The 18,563-nt window shown below is 62.0% G+C and carries 18 protein-coding genes and 2 pseudogenes; 12 read left to right on the top strand and 8 right to left on the bottom strand.

The features are described 5' to 3' along the window. Positions 1 to 396: 396 nt before the first annotated feature. Complete coding sequence (locus XH89_RS14265) at positions 397 to 1,137, top strand: hypothetical protein (protein WP_194467654.1); 741 nt, start codon at positions 397 to 399, stop codon at positions 1,135 to 1,137. A 373-nt stretch (positions 1,138 to 1,510) separates the two neighbouring features. On the opposite strand, the gene XH89_RS14270 is transcribed toward XH89_RS14265, so the two are convergent. Continuing rightward, positions 1,511 to 1,672, bottom strand: a complete 162-nt coding sequence (locus tag XH89_RS14270) for a DUF2934 domain-containing protein (protein ID WP_194467655.1) — start codon at positions 1,670 to 1,672, stop codon at positions 1,511 to 1,513. 703 nt (positions 1,673 to 2,375) lie between these two features. Between XH89_RS14270 and XH89_RS41270 the strand changes: the two genes are divergently transcribed. Next, positions 2,376 to 2,762, top strand: a complete 387-nt coding sequence (locus tag XH89_RS41270; RefSeq protein WP_246767836.1) for a hypothetical protein — start codon at positions 2,376 to 2,378, stop codon at positions 2,760 to 2,762. A gap of 35 nt (positions 2,763 to 2,797) precedes the next feature. Further along, positions 2,798 to 3,736 carry a non-homologous end-joining DNA ligase gene (gene ligD / locus XH89_RS14280; RefSeq protein ID WP_246767837.1) on the top strand — a complete coding sequence of 313 codons (939 nt, stop codon included), beginning with the start codon at positions 2,798 to 2,800 and terminating at the stop codon, positions 3,734 to 3,736. A gap of 227 nt (positions 3,737 to 3,963) precedes the next feature. On the opposite strand, the gene XH89_RS14285 is transcribed toward ligD, so the two are convergent. Next, positions 3,964 to 5,364, bottom strand: a complete 1,401-nt coding sequence (locus tag XH89_RS14285; protein ID WP_194468479.1) for a carbohydrate porin — start codon at positions 5,362 to 5,364, stop codon at positions 3,964 to 3,966. Here XH89_RS14285 and XH89_RS14290 point away from each other — a divergent pair. Continuing rightward, positions 5,275 to 5,535, top strand: a pseudogene (locus tag XH89_RS14290) (transposase); the annotation flags it as partial. The gene XH89_RS14285 and the pseudogene XH89_RS14290 sit on opposite strands and share 90 nt — an antisense overlap. After that, entirely contained in the window at positions 5,518 to 5,652 is a 135-nt protein-coding gene (locus XH89_RS41825) for a hypothetical protein (RefSeq protein WP_256440141.1), read from the top strand. The pseudogene XH89_RS14290 and the gene XH89_RS41825, both read left to right, overlap by 18 nt. Positions 5,653 to 5,655: 3 nt before the next feature. Here the strand turns inward: XH89_RS41825 and XH89_RS14295 are convergent, their stop codons facing one another. From XH89_RS14295 to XH89_RS14315, 5 genes are read right to left on the bottom strand one after another with little or no spacing between them, the layout of a single operon-like run. Beyond that, the gene (locus XH89_RS14295) at positions 5,656 to 5,931 is read right to left on the bottom strand and encodes a cytochrome C oxidase subunit IV family protein (protein ID WP_194467656.1); all 276 of its coding nucleotides are present in this window, start codon (positions 5,929 to 5,931) and stop codon (positions 5,656 to 5,658) included. Then, complete coding sequence (locus XH89_RS14300) at positions 5,928 to 6,572, bottom strand: cytochrome c oxidase subunit 3 (protein ID WP_194467657.1); 645 nt, start codon at positions 6,570 to 6,572, stop codon at positions 5,928 to 5,930. The genes XH89_RS14295 and XH89_RS14300 overlap by 4 nt, the downstream gene beginning before the upstream one ends. Next, positions 6,565 to 8,172 (bottom strand): cytochrome c oxidase subunit I, encoded by a 1,608-nt coding sequence (gene ctaD, locus XH89_RS14305; RefSeq protein ID WP_194467658.1) that lies wholly within the window; start codon positions 8,170 to 8,172, stop codon positions 6,565 to 6,567. Before ctaD ends, XH89_RS14300 begins: the two co-directional genes overlap by 8 nt. Beyond that, on the bottom strand, positions 8,169 to 9,110 hold the full coding sequence (locus XH89_RS14310) for a cytochrome c oxidase subunit II (protein WP_194467659.1): 942 nt from the start codon (positions 9,108 to 9,110) through the stop codon (positions 8,169 to 8,171). Before XH89_RS14310 ends, ctaD begins: the two co-directional genes overlap by 4 nt. Before the next feature lie 26 nt (positions 9,111 to 9,136). Continuing rightward, entirely contained in the window at positions 9,137 to 9,490 is a 354-nt protein-coding gene (locus XH89_RS14315; protein WP_194467660.1) for a hypothetical protein, read from the bottom strand. Between the two features lie 119 nt (positions 9,491 to 9,609). Here XH89_RS14315 and XH89_RS14320 point away from each other — a divergent pair, with 119 nt between their 5' ends. From XH89_RS14320 to XH89_RS14345, 6 genes are read left to right on the top strand one after another with little or no spacing between them, the layout of a single operon-like run. Continuing rightward, positions 9,610 to 10,266: a cytochrome c3 family protein gene (locus XH89_RS14320; protein WP_194467661.1), complete on the top strand. Its 657-nt coding sequence runs from the start codon at positions 9,610 to 9,612 to the stop codon at positions 10,264 to 10,266. Beyond that, a complete protein-coding gene (locus XH89_RS14325; RefSeq protein WP_194467662.1) occupies positions 10,263 to 13,151 on the top strand; it encodes a TAT-variant-translocated molybdopterin oxidoreductase in 2,889 nt (962 codons plus the stop codon). Before XH89_RS14320 ends, XH89_RS14325 begins: the two co-directional genes overlap by 4 nt. Next, positions 13,148 to 14,503 (top strand): NrfD/PsrC family molybdoenzyme membrane anchor subunit, encoded by a 1,356-nt coding sequence (gene nrfD / locus XH89_RS14330; protein ID WP_194467663.1) that lies wholly within the window; start codon positions 13,148 to 13,150, stop codon positions 14,501 to 14,503. The genes XH89_RS14325 and nrfD overlap by 4 nt, the downstream gene beginning before the upstream one ends. Then, positions 14,496 to 15,026, top strand: a complete 531-nt coding sequence (locus XH89_RS14335; protein WP_194467664.1) for a DUF3341 domain-containing protein — start codon at positions 14,496 to 14,498, stop codon at positions 15,024 to 15,026. The genes nrfD and XH89_RS14335 overlap by 8 nt, the downstream gene beginning before the upstream one ends. Beyond that, positions 15,023 to 15,553 (top strand): cytochrome c, encoded by a 531-nt coding sequence (locus XH89_RS14340; protein WP_194467665.1) that lies wholly within the window; start codon positions 15,023 to 15,025, stop codon positions 15,551 to 15,553. Before XH89_RS14335 ends, XH89_RS14340 begins: the two co-directional genes overlap by 4 nt. Beyond that, a complete protein-coding gene (locus XH89_RS14345; protein ID WP_194467666.1) occupies positions 15,550 to 16,659 on the top strand; it encodes a hypothetical protein in 1,110 nt (369 codons plus the stop codon). The genes XH89_RS14340 and XH89_RS14345 overlap by 4 nt, the downstream gene beginning before the upstream one ends. Here the strand turns inward: XH89_RS14345 and XH89_RS14350 are convergent. Then, complete coding sequence (locus XH89_RS14350) at positions 16,601 to 17,248, bottom strand: SCO family protein (protein ID WP_194467667.1); 648 nt, start codon at positions 17,246 to 17,248, stop codon at positions 16,601 to 16,603. The genes XH89_RS14345 and XH89_RS14350 overlap by 59 nt on opposite strands. A gap of 283 nt (positions 17,249 to 17,531) precedes the next feature. On the opposite strand from XH89_RS14350, the pseudogene XH89_RS14355 reads away from it, so the two are divergent. Continuing rightward, positions 17,532 to 17,702: pseudogene (locus tag XH89_RS14355) on the top strand (ribonuclease HII); the annotation flags it as partial. Between the last annotated feature and the right edge of the window lie 861 nt (positions 17,703 to 18,563).

The following is an 18,563-nucleotide window of genomic DNA, read 5'->3' on the forward strand; positions in this document are numbered from 1 at the left end:
GGCGTCGCAACCTGACAACCGTCGTGGTCCGCGGCTGCTTTGATCCTTACCAAGCTATTGGCATGGTCCAGCTGCATGCTTGGGTCCCTTGTGGTTCCCAATGATCATGCCGGGAACTAAACCAACTCTTAACAGCCGACGCCCCTCAGCACGAATAAGTCGGCGATAGGTCGCGCAAGGGTCCAAAGCGAGATCTCTAGCGGCCGGCAGGGGGCTCGTCCCTATGACCGTGAGGCTGAATTTGCAACCTTGAGCAGCTGGGACGGCGCTGCATTCGACCCGGATTTCGTCTTACGAGCACAATGAATCCACTGCATCGCCAGATTTGGGCCGCATGGCGGCCCATGTCGGCGCGAAGGGTCACTCCTGGCGGGAGCGTCACGCCGGGAGTTTTCGATGTCCGGTAGTTTGCGATTGTGCTTTGCTAGTTTGGCACTTGTTGAAATCCTTTCGGCGGCGCCCGCATCCTCCAATCCTCTCGCCGACATCTTCAATTCTGCAGCGTCCCAACCTGCGGCAACCTCTCCACCACAAGCGGAGTGCGTGAGGCGACCCGGCAACTCGCCCCCCGTCGGCCAGCATTGGGTCTATCGAATGGACGGGCATCGCAAATGCTGGTTCCTGACCGAGGGTATAGCGAAGGTGAAGACGACCTCTCCTCGTCGCGTAGTCAAAAACGCCATCGCCGGTTTGGATGAGAACCGGACCGCGTCGTCCAGACAAAGCGCGGTCGTTGACGTGCGGGCGAAGTGGCTACGTTCGGCACCACCCGAGCGGTCTCAGCCGCGCCGTCCGGAAGTCACGCTAGCTGATGCTGCACCCGATCCCGGTGCGACCACCGCTCTGATGTCGGTGACCATCATCGCCGAGCAAAGCCCCCGGCCCACGCTCTCGGTGTCGAGCCACGATCAAGTCGATGTTGAGCAACTTCTCGCGGCCGCGCCGGCCAACGAAACGCTGACTTCGACCGAACCTCCAACTATGCCGATCGACGTGCTTATGCTTACCGAAGAGGCCCGAAACAACGCGCCGAGCCGGACGGCAACTTGGCTAGGCTTATTCCTGGTGATGCTGGGAACGCTCTCTCTCTTGAGCTCGAGCCGCTCGCTTCGGCACGCGGTCAGATTACACTTCTGAGGCGCACTGCACCGGGCGGGGATTATCGCATGCGCCCGTCGGGATCGAAGGGTTCCAGGCGCCTATAGCCGAATTGCCACACGTACAAACGTTCCTCGCGTCAGCGCTTACTTTGGCCCAGCCTTAAACGAAGCCATGGCGGTACCGCCAGAGGATCGGACTTCCTTCACGCGGTATAAAGTGTTCGTGGTGGACAGCAACGGTCAAGCGATTTGCGCCGCAAAGCTCGACTTCATCGACGAGCAGGCGGCGAGACGACGAGCTGAACAAATGTACAGCGAGCACGACGTTGAGCTTTAGGACAGTGATCGGCTCGTCGCCGTGTTTCTAGGTGCAGCGTAGTAGTGCTGTACTCTACAAGCCCGTCCAAACCTCAGAGGTTGTCGGGCGTCTTTAGTTCACGCCTGATCTGTTCTTCTTTGAGCTGTCGTTCGGCCTCAAGCCAGAACTGATTTTCTTTGCTCTCTGGTCGTCCTGCTTGCTCCCATAGCTGGTGAGCACGTTCGCGTATCTTTTGCTCTTCTACTTGCGCCACTTGAAACCTCCAGACGACGCGCGATGACCCAGCATCGCTGCGCAGACGCCCGAGTTCACCCCGACCGGCCCCTTCAGTGATCCAGCCTAGGTTCGTGTGCCGAGCCTGCAAGGATTGCGTAAGCTCGCTCCGCCTGCTCCTTGGTCAAATTGGCTGCGATGTCCGTACCAAGTAACGCCGGGCCTCGGCGCTCTCTATCATAAACCATCCAACCAATGCATCCCATTCGAATGAGAAATCTGTTCGCTGGTCGCCCAATTTCACTCACCACGGCCTCTCAGTGTCTCTTTGACAATCTGACGAGTAGGGCGCGCCCATTCCTCAGCTGCATTGATCTATGTGAATTTGCTCGGGAAAAATATGTAACTGGAACAGTGCGAAAGCGAACAGAGCAGCGCTTCGGTCTGTGAGTAGCCTAGCTTTGCTTGGTGCAATTGGCACCAAGCACCTCCAGCGGCCCCGGCCTTACACCCCAAAGCCCCCACCGGGCCGGGGCCGTCCCACCTGTCGTTTTGGTAGCCGACGATTGAAAGCTGCGCGTCGCCCGATCGAAAGTCGGGGGCCGGACGTCCGCACCGCCGGGTGTTTCCCCGCATCTGTCCCATCACATTGCCCAAGCGTAAATCGTCAGAAGGGTCCCATGTTCCTTCGTCCGGAACATCCGATCGTCGCTGCGGTTAATTCGGCGAGGAGGCAGTCCCGCATGAGCTTGAGACAATTGATCGAAGGTCTCGGACCCTATACTTCGCTGTTCCTGCTGGTGCTTCCGACTGCGGCGGTCGAACCGCTGAAGCTTGTCGCTGTGGCGTTGGCAGGCGAGGGTCATTGGGTCACCGGCACCGCGATGATTGCGGCCTGCTACGCATTTAGTCTCCTGATCGTCGAGCGGCTGTTCGTCATCGTGAAGCCGAAGCTGCTGACAATTCGCTGGTTCGCACGTCTCTGGGCAGGATTTGTATTCACCCGGACCGCCGCGTGGGCGTGTCTTAGGCGCTGGTTCGGCTTTCCTCCCGATCGGAAATCTTCCGGTGCCGCGCCCTTACGCGAGCGCACCAATTCGGCCACAGAGCGGCGGTTCTTCCAGAGATGAGCGGCAAGTCGACGCTGCCGAGACGCCTTTAACCTATGCTGGCCACGCTCACGGACGCGCCATTCGACGACCCGGAGTGGGTATTCGAAGACAAGTACGACGGCTTTCGGATGGTCTCGGAGATTCGCCAGGGCAAGGTCGCCCTCTACAGCCGCAACGGCAAGATCATCAGCCGCTCATACGCCGAAGTCGCGAAGGCTCTAGAGGGCGTGAGGGGCGACGCGGTCATCGACGGCGAGCTTGTTGCCATCGGAAAGGACGGCGTCTCGCGTTTTCAATTACTGCAGAACGCACTGCGTCACGAAGCCAAGCTGCTTTACTGCGTCTTCGACCTAATGTTCGCGGACGGCGAGGATCTGCGGAAGCTGCCGTTGGTCGAACGCAAGGAACGGCTCAAGGCCATCCTGCCGGGCCACAAGCTGATCGCACTCAGCAAACATCGCAAAGGCAGTGGGCGGCAGTTCTTCGCCGAGGCCGAACGCAAGCGCCTCGAAGGTATCATGGCCAAGCGCGCAGACAGCCCGTACGCATCGGGCGGACGGACCGCCGACTGGCTGAAGGTGAAGACTGCGCAGCGGCAGGAGGTCGTGATCGCAGGCTTCACCGCGCCTCGCCGCACGCGGCCGTTCTTCGGTTCGCTTGTTCTGGCGACGCGGGAGGACGGTGCGTGGAGGTACATCGGGCATGTCGGTACCGGTTTCAGCCACCAGACCCTCGAGGAGCTTCACGGCAAGCTGATGAAGCTGAAGGCCGCGGCCTCGCCTTTCCCCAGCAATGTCAAAGATCAGGCGGTCACGACCTGGGTCCGGCCGTCGTTGGTCGCCGAAGTCAAGTTCGCCGAGTGGACGAGCAAAGGCGAACTCCGCCAGCCGGTCTATCTCGGCCTCCGTATCGACAAGAGGGCGACCGACGTTGTGCGCGAGCGGCCGCGGACAAGGAGATATTCCCAAATTAATCGGCGAAAGATCACATAAATCAATGTGAAGCCGGGGCTTACATGCGAGTTTTGTGGGTATGTCCAAATCAGTCGCCCAGCGCTGGATCGACCATCACCTTGAAGCTGCGTCCTCAGAGGCAGAAGCGACTAGTGACGAACAGGCCCGAGCCATCATTGACCGCGCGGTGGCAGAGTTGGCCGCCCTCCGGCTTGACCGAACGCGCCCCGTTCAAAAGCCGGCGCTCTAGCATGGGAGTTGTCAGCCTAGAATTTCAAAGTGGTTCTGAGGCCGAACACCGACGCGGTCTTGAGGCCCCGTCCAGCGAGCGGCCCTGTCGGCGATGTGGCACCGCCGCCCGGATGGACGATGTATTGAAAGTTTGGTTGCACCGTCCAGCCGTCCTTGATCTGATATTGATAGGCCGCCGTGAGCAATCCCTCGAAGCTGCGCACGGGCCAAGTCGGATTCGTGAGGCTCCGAAAATCAGCGTCGAGCGCCTGCGCGCGTTTCGAAACGTGAGCATAACCCGCAGCGATCCCGAATTTGTCGTCCGGACGGTCGTCGCGCAGACCGATGAACTCGAGGCCCGCATCCGCGTAGAGGTCGATCAGGTTGCGATCGGCGGCCGCCCCGGAAACACGCGCGAAAATGCCGATGCCGCGATCGTCGCTCGTCGGCACGCGATAGAGCTTTTGCTCGAAGACCGCCCAACCGCCGGTATCCCCTGACAATAGCAGCGGCTCGCTGCTGCTGTCGGGAGCGGCGAGCGAGACGCCGTTCGACGCCAGCCGTTGGTCCGCGAAAGAGCCGAAGTGCCTCCAGCCTCCGAACTTGATCTGGCCGGCGGGGTTAGGATCCCCCTTCTTGTTATTCCAGGCGTACTGGATCTGGCCGAGAAGGAGGGGAGGATCGTTGACGCGGAAATTCACGCCGTAGCGGTTGCGCTCCTGGGGATCGCCCGGTCCTGGCCCGGCCTGGTTACCATCGAAGATTCCGCCCAGCACGGAAAGCTGCTCCGTTACGTTGACTAGAAGCCGGGCTCCCATAGCAGCCAAAGGCGGTGAAGGTCCGCCGCTGGGGAGGTCGATCGACGTGATTGCCGGCCAGCCCATCGAAGCATTGGTCAAGACATCTGTGTATTTAGTGTTGAAGAACTCGCTATCGGCGGCGAGCAGCCCGAACTTCAACGAGACCTTCTTCGCGCCCCACTGCTTCTCGAAATAGGCTTCGTACAGCCGAGTCGACGGCAGCGCCTCGATGCCGCTGACGACGAAGAAGTTCTGCAGTTTGCTGCGCGACAGCCCGTCGCCATGGATCTGAAACATGTTGGCGTGAAAGGTGAGCTTATCTATGCCGACAAGCTTCTGCAGATCGACGTCGACGGCGAGGTTCAGGCGGCCTTCGTAGATCGCCCCTTGCTTCAGTCCTCCCGAAGCATTGCCGAGCACCTCGCCGATATAGGTCGCCGCAAACTTTACGCCGTACTTCTGCAGTGGATTGGGTAAAAGGCCGAGCGTCTTCTCTTCTACGGTGCTCTCTCCGGTATCGGGATCGGCTGGCTTATCCTCGTCGGTCGCGTCCTTAATGGCATCTTCTGGGTCTTGCGATCCGGAGCGCCATGGCGCGACCTGCCAGACACCTACGGTCCGTACACGACCTGCCACAATCGCTTTGTTCGTTGGCGACAAGTCGGTGTTTGGTCCAAGATTCTGAACGCACTGGCAGGCGCCCATGATGCCGCTGTCCAGATGATCGACACCTCCATTGTCCGCGTCCATCAGCACGGAGCCTGCATCACAAAGAACCAGCGTCAATCGATGGGACGATCACGCGGCGACGCACAGGTCGCGGCGGTTGCGACCTATGTCCGAATCCATTGGGGCAAGGCGCCGCCGGTCAGCGAGGACGAGGCCAGGAAAGAGCGCACGGCGCTGGATGCGAGAACAAACTGAACCTTACGTCCGGGTCAAAAAGTCCATTGACCCCAGCCATAGCAGGATGCCGAGCCAGAACAGCCCCGCGCCCGCGAAGACCAGCGTGAGGCCGCCTCGATGACGCAGCTCCATGAAAATGGCGGCGACAAGCCCCGCCTTGATCGTGCCGATAGTCAGGGCCACGACGCCATTGCCGGCGCCGAGTGGGACATAGGCCATAACCACAGTCAGCGCCAGCAAGGCCAGCAGGCCGAGCCAGGCTGCGACGAGAGCAGTCGGCGGCCGCCAGTCCGTCATGATATCGACCTCCCGGGCAGGTAGATCAGCGCGAATAGGAAGATCCAGACAACGTCGACGAAATGCCAGTACAGCGCCGCGCTGTGCAGGGCCGTGCGATGCCGCGTCGTCGGCGCCCTTCGACAGATGATCGCAAGCGTGACCAGCAGGCAGATCCCGATCAGCATGTGCAGCGCATGGATCGCGGTGGCGATGAAGTAGAAGACGAAGAATAGCTGAACGCCGCTGGCCTTTGGTCCGGCGAACTGGAAGTCGATGCCGGGGACGAGATGCTCGTCGTATTCCTTGCTGTACTCGATGCCCTTGAGCGCGATGAAGACAAGGCCGAGACAGGCAGCACCTACGAGCAGCCATGTGACGATCCCGGTGGTGGCGGGCGAGAAAACCTCGACCGCCCACGCCACCAGAAAGCTCGACGTCAGCAGCAGGGCTGTGTTGGCGGTGCCGATCACGATTTCGGTGTGCCGGCTGCCCGCAGCGAAGCCTTGCGGGAAGACGTGCCGATAGACCAGATAGGCGAGGATCAGGCCGCCGAACAGCAGCACCTCTGTCGCGATGAACACCCACATGCCGAGTTCGGCGGTGTGGTCGCGGTGAGGAATCGATGCATATTGCGGTGAGACGGCGGAGCTCTCAGGCATTTTGCGGCTCCGCCTCGAAACGCTCGTTGTATTGATATGGCTCGCGCGTCACCACCGGCTGGGTCTCAAAGTTGAACTCCGGCGGCGGCGAGGACGTCTGCCATTCGAGGCCAGGCGCGTTCCACGGGTTTGGCGGCGCGCGTTTGCCAAAGAAGGCGGAGTAGCCGAGATAAAACAGCGGCATCAGATAGGCGACGGCGAGGATCGCGGCGCCTCCTGAGGACAGCACGTTCCAGAGCTGAAACTCCGGGGGATAGACGTGATAGCGCCGCGGCATGCCCTCGGCGCCCAGGATGAATTGCGGGAAGAATGTGAGGTTGAAGCCGAAGAAGATCAACATCGCGGCCGTGCGCGCCCAATATTCCGAGTAGAGCCGCCCGGTGATTTTCGGCCACCAGTAATGCAGCCCGCCGAAATAGGCCGTCACCATGCCGCCGACCATAATGTAATGGAAATGGGCGACCACAAAGTAAGTGTCGGTCGCGTGCACATCGAAGGCGAGGCAGGCCAGGAACAGCCCGGTGAGGCCCCCGATCGTGAACAGGCCGATGAAGGCTAGCGCATAGAGCATGGGTGCATCAAAATGGATCGAGCCCTTGTGCAGGGTCGCGGTCCAGTTGAAGACCTTGATCGCAGACGGTACCGCCACGATGAAGCTCATGAAGGAGAAGACGAGGCTTGCCACAAGGGACTGCCCGCTAACGAACATATGGTGGCCCCAGACCAGGAAGCCGACGGCGGCGATGGCGAGGCTGCACCACGCCACGAACTTGTAGCCGAACACCTCCTTGCGCGAGAAGCAGGAGACCAGTTCGTTGATCACCCCCATGCCCGGCAGGATCATGATGTACACGGCGGGATGCGAGTAGAACCAGAACAGGTGCTGGAACAGCAGCGGATCGCCGCCGATCCGGGGATCGAAGATGCCGACGCCGAAGAACCGTTCCGTCGCCATGAGCAGCAGGGTGATCGCAAGCACGGGCGTTGCCAGCACCAGGATGACTGACGTCGCATAGAGCGACCACAGGAACAGCGGCAGCCTGTACCAGGTCAGTCCCGGCGCGCGCAGGCGATGGATGGTGACGATGAAATTGAGGCCGGTCAGGATCGACGAGAAGCCGGCAATGAAGACGCCGGCGGCGGCGACGATCACATAGCTGTTCGAATAGAGCGTCGAGAACGGCGTGTAGAAGGTCCAGCCGGTGTCAACGCCGCCGGCGAGGATCGCAAACAGCGTGATGCAGCCGCCGAGCATGAAGATGTACCAGCTTATCAAATTGAGCCGGGGAAAGGCGAGATCGCGCGCGCCGATCATCAGCGGGACAATAAAATTGCCGAGCGTGTTGGGAATCGACGGGATCAGGAAGAACCACACCATGATGATGCCATGCATGGTGAACAGGCGGTTGTAGACGTCGGAGCTGACGAGGTCGGCCTGCGGCGTCGCCAGCTCGATCCGGATTGCGGTGGCGGCCGCGCCGCCGATGAAGAAAAAGAAGATCAGGCTCGCGAAATACAGGATCGCGATGCGCTTGTGGTCCGTCGTCAGGAACCACGATCGCAGCGTGAAATCGGTGGTGAGATAGTTCTTCTCGCTCATGATTGATGTCCTGCGAGCGACTTGATGTAGATGACGAGCCGCAGCAGCTGGTCCTCGCTGACCTTGCCCTCGAACGAAGGCATCACCGGCTGATAGCTTGCAACCACCTGGCTGCGCGGCAGCAGGATGGAATCCCGAATGTACTTGTCATCCGCGATCACGGTGGTGCCGTCGGAGAGCGGCACGGGCTTGCCGTAGACACCTTCGAGCGGCGGCGCACGAACGGTCCCACCGCCACCATGGCAGCCGCTGCAGCCGAGCTCGCGGAAGAGCTGGCCGCCTTCGCTCGCGAGCGGGCTGGATGGCGCCTGCTGCGTCAGCCAGTTGGAGAAGTCGGCCGGATCCATTGCCACGATCTCACCGATCATGCCGGAATGGTCGGTGCCGCAATATTCGGCGCAGAACAGATGATAATGGCCGGGCTTGTCGACCTCGATCTCGAGGTCCTGGTAGCGGCCCGGAACCACGTCATGCTTGAGCCGAAGCGCCGGGATAAAGAAGCTGTGGATGACGTCTTGCGAGGCCATCACCAGGCGGATAGGGCGCTTGACCGGGATGTGCAGCGCGTCGATCTCCGACTGACCGCCGAGATGCTGCGTCTTCCACATCCACTGCTTAGCCACGACGAACACGTCATGTTCGTCGGTCGGTATGCGATAGATCTGGAGATACACGCTTGTGCCCCAGACGAAGAGACCGAGAAAGCAGACGAACGAAGCGGCAGTCCAGCTCACCTCCCAATGCCAGCTTTTCTTGACGCGGTGGTCGCGATCGGTCTGGTTGCCCGCGCGATAGCGGGCGCAAAACAGCGCGAGCAGAAAGAACAGCAGTGCGAGCGCTAGCGCACTTGCGAGGAGAAGACCTGCGAACAACAGATCGACGTCACCGCTATGCGGCGACAGGCCGGGATGCCAGAACGGGATCCACTGGCGCCACATCTAGGCCAACCCCGATCGGAGCGCGCTCATGGAGACGGCCATCCAGGCAGGCCCTTGCGCAGAAGAATCTCGACCGCGCGATCGATGGGAATGCGGACCTCCCCTCGGCTGCGATCGGCCCAGCCGTAACCGCCCTCGATCTGCGTTTCCCCCTGTCGTGTTGCCTGTAGTGTGGCTTGTGGGCTGACCTCGAGCGGAGGCGCATTGGAGCTCATGGCCGGGCGGCTCGCAGGCGTGACGTGTTTGGTGGACAGCGGAAACAAGAGGGGCAGGACGAGCGGGGTGACTACAATGAAAGTTGCAAGGCCTGCCGCGAGCCAGCTGACAAGGCGGAGTCCGACGTCCGACCGCTCGTAGTCGACGTGGTTGGTGTCCGCCATGCTGCTGTCCTCGATCGCGGCGGGACAATGCACGCTCGGGGATTGTGTTCCTACGTTAGGAACCAACGCGCGGGGACCAGATTGTCGATCGGACAGCTCGCTCTCAGGTCACGGCGAGAATGGTGCAAATATTCTCACCTGTGGCGGACACCTGGATTCGCCTGTTTCTGATTGGCGGCCTGTCGCTCGCCGGCGGCAGCATCGTGGCCGCTGTCGGCTTCGCGCATTCAGCGTACATGACCGAGACCGATATTCGTCCGCATCAACCGGTGCCGTTCAGTCATCGCCATCACGCGGGGGAACTTGGCATCGACTGCCGCTATTGCCACAGCAACGTCGAGGCCGGGCCGCAGGCGGGCCTCCCACCGACCGAGACCTGCATGACATGTCATTCCCAGATCTGGACCAACGCCTCGATGCTGGAACCGGTGCGGAAGAGCCTCGCCGACAACACGCCGATCCCATGGACGCGCGTTACGAAGCTGCCTGATTACGTGTTCTTCCGCCACGACATCCATATCGCCAAGGGCGTTGGCTGCGAAAGCTGCCACGGCCGCATCGACCAGATGGCGCTGACTTATCGTGCCAAAGCGTTCACGATGCAGTTTTGTGTCGATTGCCACCGTGATCCTGCGCCGCATCTGCGCCCCAAGGATCACATCACCGACATGGCGTGGACGCCGCCCGCGAACGCACGCAAGGAGGGCGAGGCCATGGCCGCCCATGAGGGCATTCGCTTCGGTGAACTCACGCATTGCTACGTGTGTCACCGATGAAGCGCCGCAACGACCATCAACCGGCGGACGGGCCGCGCCTGTGGGCAGGCATCGAGGAGCTGTCGGATGATCCGCAGTTCCAGGCCTTCATCGAGGCGGAATATCCTGTTGTCCACGAATTCTCCAAGACCGCGCGCCGCGACTTCCTGAAGCTGATGGGCGCGTCCTTCGCGCTGGCGGGACTGAGCGGCTGCGAGAAGAGCTCGTTCATCACGGCGTTGCCCTATGTCTACCAACCGCCGAGCGAGACCATCGGCCTGCCGCGCTATTATGCGACAGCCGTGCTGCTCGACGGCTACGCCCAGCCGGTGATCGCCACGGCGCATGCGGGTCGACCGACCAAACTCGATGGCAATCCCGGTCACCCCGCAACACAAGGCCGCAGCGACATCTTCATGCAGAGCGCCGTGTTGCAGCTCTACGATCCCGATCGCGCGGCTGCGCCAAGCCGTCATGGTGAGGCCGTGAGCTGGGCCGATGTGGAATCGGCGATCGGTACGATGCGCGAGAACTGGCGCGCCGACCAGGGCTTGGGCGCGCGGCTGCTGCTCGGCCCGACGACCTCGCCGACATTGCTGCGGCAGATCGATGCCTTTCGGAAGCAGTTTCCCAAGGCACGCGTTCACGTCCACGCGGCTGCGGGACATGAGGCGAGGCGGCGACAGATCACAGCCGCAGTCTATGGGCAGGCCGTCGATCTCCATTATGGCCTTGGGGACTGCGATGTCGTTGTCGGACTCGACGATGATTTTCTGGGCCCCGGTCCTGATCAGGTGCGGAACGCGCTGGGCTGGTCGCAAGCGCGCCGACGGTCCAGTGACCGGCCGGGCAATCGGCTGTTCATGGCGGAGAGCGTGCCGACCGCAACGGGCGCCCTGGCGGCGCACCGGCTCATTGCTGACGCGAGGCGAATGCCCGTGCTCGCGGAGGCGCTGGCGAACGCGCTTGATGTGGCCGGTGCATCGAAGCCAGACGTGACGGATGCCGAGGCCGGCTGGATCGCGCGCGTGGTCGCGGCCTGCAAGGACCGGGTAGGGCGTTCGTTGTTCGTGTCGGGCCCGAGCGGCGGTGCAGCTGCAGCGCTCTGGATTGCCAGGATCAACCAACAGCTCGGCAATGCCGGTCAAACCTTAAAGCTGACAGCGCCGATCACGGGCCCGGTTGATACGGGAACGTTGCCCGAATTGGTCTCCGATATCAACGCGGAGCGCGTCACCTCGCTGCTCGTGATCGACTGCAATCCCGCCTACAACGCCTCAGGTGAGCTCAACGTCGGCGATGCCATCAAGCGCGTTCGCTCCTCGCTTCATATCGGTCTGCACCGCGACGAGACCGGCGCGCTCTGCCAATGGCAGCTTCCGCTGGCGCATGCGCTGGAAAGCTGGAGCGACGCGCGCGCCGTCGATGGCACGGCAAGCATCCTTCAGCCAGTGATCTCGCCGTTCTACGACGTCAGATCGGTGCATTATGTGTTTGCGAAGCTGCTTGGCGAGGTTGATCCGGCGCCGGATGCCGCAATCCGCGAGACCTGGCAGGCGAGCTTTGGTGACGCATTCGAAGCGCGGTGGAAGCAGGCGCTGCATGACGGCTTCATTGCGGGGGCGGCACCGTTCGTCACCGCATCGCCTGCAAGCAATCCGATTACGTCCCCGAACAAGGCCGGTGATCTCGACATCGTGTTTCTGCCGGACCCGACGATCTGGGACGGGCAGTTTGCCAATATCGGTTGGCTTCAGGAGCTTCCGAAGACGCTGACGACCGTGACCTGGAGCAACGTGATCGCAGTAGGCCCGGCGCTGGCGAACCGTTTCGGCAGCACGAACGGTGATCATGTCGAAGTGACGGTTGGCGAACGTCGCATCAAGGGGCCGCTGTGGATCATGCCGGGCCAAGCCGAGAACACCGTCGCGCTCTATCTCGGCTATGGCCGAAGCCGCGCGGGACGGGTGGGCGACAATCTTGGCTACAATGCCTATCAGGTACGGCCTGCGGCAGAGCCATGGCTGACGCAGGGGAGCCTGCGCAAGCTTGATAGCCGCGAAGATCTCGCGGTGACGCAACTGCATCATCGCCTCGATGGGTTCGATCTCGCCCGTGAGATCAGCCCCGGACAGGTCGAGAAGGTAAAGTCCGAGGAAGCCAGTCTTTATGCCCCCTGGCCGTCGGCCAAGAACGCCTGGGGCATGGTGATCGACCTCGATAGTTGCATCGGCTGCAATGCCTGCGTGACCGCCTGCACGGCAGAGAACAACGTGCCCGTGGTCGGCGCGGATCAGGTGCGGGCCGGCCGTGAGATGCATTGGCTGCGGATCGCGCGCTACTACACCGGCGACGTCACGGAGCCACGCAGTTTCTTCGAACCGGTGCCGTGCATGCATTGTGAGGATGCGCCGTGCGAAATGGGTTGCCCGGTCCACGCCACTACCCATAACGCCGAGGGCATCAACCAGATGGTCTATAACCGCTGTATCGGCACGCGCACCTGTTCCAGCTACTGTCCCTACAAGGTGCGACGCTTCAATTTTTACGACTATCGGTCGTCCGCGGATTCACCTGAGCATGCCGTCCATAACCCGGACGTCACCGTCCGCTCGCGCGGCGTCATGGAGAAGTGCACCTATTGCACCCAGCGCATCGAGGCGGCCCACGTGGCCGCGGACAAGGAGAACCGCTCCATCCGTGATGGCGAGATCGTCACAGCCTGTCAGCAGGCCTGCCCCACCAAGGCGATCGTGTTCGGCGACATCAACGATCCGAACTCGGAGGTGTCGCGCCTGAAGCGCGACGGCCGGCACTATGTTCTGCTGGAGGAGCAGGGGACACGGCCGCGCACGACCTATCTGGCGCGCTGGCGCGAGGATGATCCGGAATCGAGACAGGGATGAGCGAGCGATCCGACATCTTGCCGACGCGCCAGAGCATGGGCGGTATTACCGACCAGCTCACCGGCATTCCCCTGCATTTCCCGGCGGACCGCCGCTGGGTGATCGCCATGACGGTCGCAAGCGCGCTGCTGCTGTTGCTGATGGCCTCGGTGGTCGCGCTGTTTACGCGCGGCGTCGGCATCTGGGGCATCAACATCCCCGTCAACTGGGCGTTCGCGATCCACAATTACGTCTGGTGGCTCGGCATCGGCCATGCCGGCACGCTGATCTCGGCGCTGCTACTGCTCACCGGCAGCGAGTGGCGCAACTCGCTCAATCGTTTCGCCGAGACCATGACGCTGTTCGCCGTGGTCTGCGCCGGCATCTATCCGATCCTGCATCTCGGCCGGCCCTGGTACGTCTATTGGATGTTTCCCTATCCGGCGACCATGGGCGTGTGGCCGCAATTCCGCAGTCCGCTGGAATGGGACATCTGGGCGGTGCTGACCTATCTGACGGGCTCGCTTGCGTTCTGGTACACGGGCCTGATCCCTGATCTCGCTGCCGCACGCGATCGCGCGACGCGGCGGGGCTGGCAAATTTTCTTTGGCATCACCGCGCTCGGATGGCGCGGATCGGCCAGGCATTGGCAGCGCTGGCAGCAGGCCTACCGGCTGACCGCGGGGCTTGCTGTGCCGCTGGTTGTCTCCGTCCACAGCGAGGTGTCGTTGCTGTTCGCCGCCGGGCAGATCCCGGGCTGGCACTCGACGATCTTTCCACCTTACTTCGTGCTGGGGGCGGCCTTCTCCGGTTTCGCCGTCGTCTCCATCATCACAGTTTCTCTGCGCTCCTGGTTCGGGCTGAAAGACCTCGTGACTGACGATCATCTCGACCTGCTCGGCAAGGTCTTGCTCGCGACTGGCCTGATGACCGGCTATGGCTACGTCTTCGAGGTGTTCGATGCGGTCTATTCCGGCGAGGCGCACGAGATCCAAACGCTGGCCGACCGTTTCACCGGCCCTTATTCCTGGACTTATTGGGGCGCGGTCATCTTCAACTTCATTCCGCTGCAGGCGCTGTGGTGGCGAGAGGTGCGGCGCAGCGGCTGGATGCTCCTGCTGATCTCCGCGTCCGTCGTGGTCGGCATGTGGCTTGAGCGCTACATGATCCTGGTCACCAGCCTTTATCGCGACTTCCTGGTGTCGTCGTGGAGCCACTTCACGCCGAGCTTCTGGGACTGGTCGACTTATTTCGGCACGATCGGACTGTTCCTGGTGCCGTTCCTCATCGCCATCAGGCTCGTTCCCATGATCTCGATCTTCGAGAGCAAGGAGCTCCTCCACGAGGAAAAGGAGGAGCAGCAACATGGCTGAACAGCTCTACGGCGCGCTGGCTGAATTCAAGTCCCCGGAAGATCTGCTGGCGGCGGCACGCAAGGCGCGGGAGGCCGGCTATCGCAGCCTCGATGCTTTCACGCCGTTCCCGGTCGAGGGCCTGGATCGCATCCTGCGGTTTCCGCGGGCTACCATCTCCTTCGTCGGCCTCGGTGGAGCGATCGTCGGCGCAAGCACTGCACTCGCCATGCAGTTCTTCGCCAACTACGACTACCCGCTCAATGTCGGGGGACGGCCGATCTATCCGATCTCGGCCTTTGCGGTCGTGACCTTCGAGCTCACCATCCTGTTCTCCGCGCTTGCCATGCTGTTCGGAATGCTGTGGCAGAACGGGCTGCCGCGGCTCAGCTATCCCGTGTTCAACGGCGAGCGGTTTCACCGCGCCAGCAAGGACCGGTTCTTCCTCTGCGTCGGTGCAGAAGATGCGAGGTTCGATGCGGGTGAGACACTGGCCTTCCTCAGCAGCACCGGAGCGTTGTCGGTGGAGCTGGTGCCGGAATGAACAGGTGGCTGGCCATCGTTACGCTTGCCGGTCTGCTCGGCGCCTGTGACCAGAACATGGACGAGCAGCCGCGTTACAGCGAATATTCGCGCGCGGCGCTGTTTCGCGGCAGCGTGCTGCGACCGCCGCCGGCGAACACGGTCGCCCGGGACGATCTGGATCGGGAGCAGGCGGCCAAAACCAAGCCTGTGCTGTCAGCCCAATTGCTGGCGCGCGGGCGGGAGCGCTTCCGCATATTCTGCTCACCTTGCCACGGCGGCGCCGGCGACGGGACCGGCATCGTCGTCCAGCGCGGCATGCCGGGCCCGACGAGCTATCACGACGACCGGCTGCGCACCGCCGACGATCAGTATTTCTTCGACGTGATCACCAACGGTCACGACGCGATGTATTCCTATGCCGCCCGCGTCCCGCCTGGGGATCGCTGGGCGATCGTCGCCTATATCCGTGCGCTCCAGCTCAGCCGCCGCGCCTCGCTCGACGATGTGCCGGCTGACCAGCGCGCCAGGCTGGAGAGCCAGCCATGAGAGATCCCGGCAGCGCAAGGAGCGTGGTGGCGGTGGTGTCGGGCCTGGCGTTGATCGCCGGCTTTATCATCGACGCCAGATCGACGACATCGGCCTACCTCGTCGCCTGGAGCGCTTTGGCTGCTATTCCGATCGGCGCATTGATCGTCTTCATGACCAGCTATCTGGTGCGGCGGCGCTGGACTGAGACGCTGCATCCGATCTTCGTTGCGACATCTGGCATTCTGCCCGTCGCCGCACTGACGTTTATCCCCGTCCTGCTCTTCATGAGGGAGATCTATCCGGCCATCGCGGATGGATCCTCATTGCCGCCGTTCAGGGCGCACTGGTTTGTGCCGTGGTTCTTTGTGCTGCGGACGGTGCTCTATTTCCTGATCTGGGTCGCACTCGCCCAACGGCTCCGGCGCGCCTGGTGCAATGACGACGCCATGGTGCGCTCGGCCTCGGTGGGATCGATCGTGTGGACGCTGACTGTGTCGTTTGCCGGGATCGACTGGCTGGAATCGCTCGAGCCGGAATTTCACTCCTCGATCTACGGACTCATCTTTCTCAGCTTCCTGCTGGTGAACGGAACCGCGTTCGTCATCGCGGCCGGCCTGTTGTCGTCGCGGCAAATTGGTCCGAGCCGCGGCTATAGCGGCCTGCTGCTCTCGGTCCTGCTGCTGTGGTGCTACCTTCACGCCATGCAGTACATCGTGATTTGGTCGGGCGACATCCCTAAGGAGGTCACCTGGTATCTGGTGCGATCGGAGAACGGCTGGCAGCTCGTGCTCGCCGCGCTCTCATTCGGGCAATTCGTCTTTCCGTTCTGTGCGCTGCTGAGCAGCCGGGTGCGGTCGGACCCGCACTGGCTGCTGGCGCTGTGCGGGTTGACGCTGGCGATGCGGTGGCTGGAAGCCGCGATCCTCATCCTGCCGGCCATTCACGGCGTGTCCGCGATCGTCACCGGCGCCATGTTGATTGCCGCCGGGTTCTTCCTCGGCGCGATCTTCTGGCTGGCGTTCGATGCCGTTCTCACGCGGTCCGAGGAACCAGAGCCGTTGGGCGCTATCTGGTGGCGTGCTCGCGCCGGAGCAGAAGCCCGATCAGCAGGGCAAGGACGATAGCCCCGATGGAGGACGTCGCGATCAGCAGCCGCCGCGCGGCGAGCGTGTAAGTGCCGCTCGCGGGATCGAAGCCGTAGCAGAGCAGATGGACCTGGTCGGTCCAGCCGCCGACGTGTCCTCGGCCGGCCTCCACCACAGCGAGACGCAGATTGGTGTTATCGACGGCCAAGGCTGAGAGCGCGCGCGAAATCCGACCACCCGGCGTTACCACAAAGGCTGCAGCAGGATGGGCGAATTGGTCATGCTCGCGATCGTAAACGGGCTGCACACCGAACGCGCCGGTCAACGTACTGATATCAGGCGCAGTCGCCCGGAGAAACACGCTGTGCTCGGCGAGCCCGTTGCTGGGAGTGAGCTGCGCATTCATCATCGCCAGCGCCTGAGCCGCCGTATCCCTGGGATCGAAGCTGACAACGATGAGCCGAAAATCCTTGCCGGCGCTGAGGCCCGTATCGGCCAGCGCGTTCGACACGATCGAGATCGCCGGCCCGCACAGCGTCTCGCAGGTGTAGTCGGCCAGGATCCACACGGTCGGGACGCCGCCAAGCCAGGTCTGCAGCGATGCGCTGCGCTCCTTCAGGTCGCTCATTCGAATCTGCAGGGGCAGCTGTGCGCTCGGACGAGGAGCGAGGGTGACCTGTTCGAGCTGCGAGGCTGTGAGGGCCGCCTGCGCAGGTGGTGATAGTGCGGCCCAGGCAATCAGCGCGACGGTCCGTCCCACGGCTTTTGCGGGGGGCCACCTTGTGGAAGGGACGTGCAAACACTGAACCGGCAATTTGCGTCTCTGGTTCCCGAGGATGCCCGGAACGAACATGCGCACCCGATAATGGTTCCAAGGGACGGCGGTCACTCGGAAGGGATCGCCAGTCCTCCTGAAAAAACTTGACGCCGCGGCTCGTGAAGAACTCGCGAAGGAGATCAAGGAAAAGGCTGAGAGTTGGTATGTGGCGTTTGTCGAGGTCGAGGAGATCGACGCGATCAACATCTATTGGGCGGACATCCAGGCTATGCAGCGTGCGGTCCGGGGGCTGGGGTTGCTGCCGAGTGCGAATTGATCGCCAAGCGAGCGAATGAAAGTAACCGAGGGCTCTATCTTCGGGCGGGTCAGCACTACTGCGATCTAGCAAACGACATGCGTGCCTTGATTGCATCATTCGACGTCGCTGCATAGCACCCAACGGGGTCCCTCCGACCAATCAGATCGGCCGCAGACCTGGCTTTAGGTCTGAAGGTCCGAAAGGTCTTAGGCCGAGAAGTCCGCAGTAGATCAGATCGGTCGCGGCAGCACGTCTTGGTGCACGCGCGAAATATGTTGTCGTGGACCACAAGTCGCGCTTCCTTACTATGCAAGCAGGAGCGCGCTCGATGTCTTAGCTACCGGCGCCGTCCGTCAGAGCGTGGTGCGAATACATCGGGTCCCGTGGTTCGTTCCGTGCATCGAACGGCATACATCGGCGGCCGCGAGCCGGGAGAATGTGCCCAATCGTCCAGATGTGCCGCTACATTAACTTGTCTGGCCTTCTTTAAAAGTGCGTCACGCTCCGGCCCGGGTGTAGCTGCCTGGCCTGCTCAATGATCTTTAGTGCCCAGATGTAAGGCGAGCTTAAAGGCTGAGGTGTTGTTTGAAACGACGCCGACGACTTGATCATGACGTTGCCCCCGGTTTGAGTTGGGCGGGAGCGCGACGCTGCGTTCTAATCACCGATGTTGCCTTGGGCTGCGCGGTGATGGATGCAATTTGCTGAAGCGGAAAATCATCTCGGGTCGCTTTTGTTCAGAAAGTGATTTGTTCTGTAGGAGCAAATGCCTATGGCAATTGCCGGCAGGGTCGCGAGCATCACTCTCAGGCACCAGCCCGTCGAGCGCTGTGCCCGGCAGGCTCCTTCAAAATACAACCGTGCTTG

Origin of the sequence: Bradyrhizobium sp. CCBAU 53340 (assembly GCF_015291645.1) — a bacterium.
GTDB lineage: Bacteria > Pseudomonadota > Alphaproteobacteria > Rhizobiales > Xanthobacteraceae > Bradyrhizobium.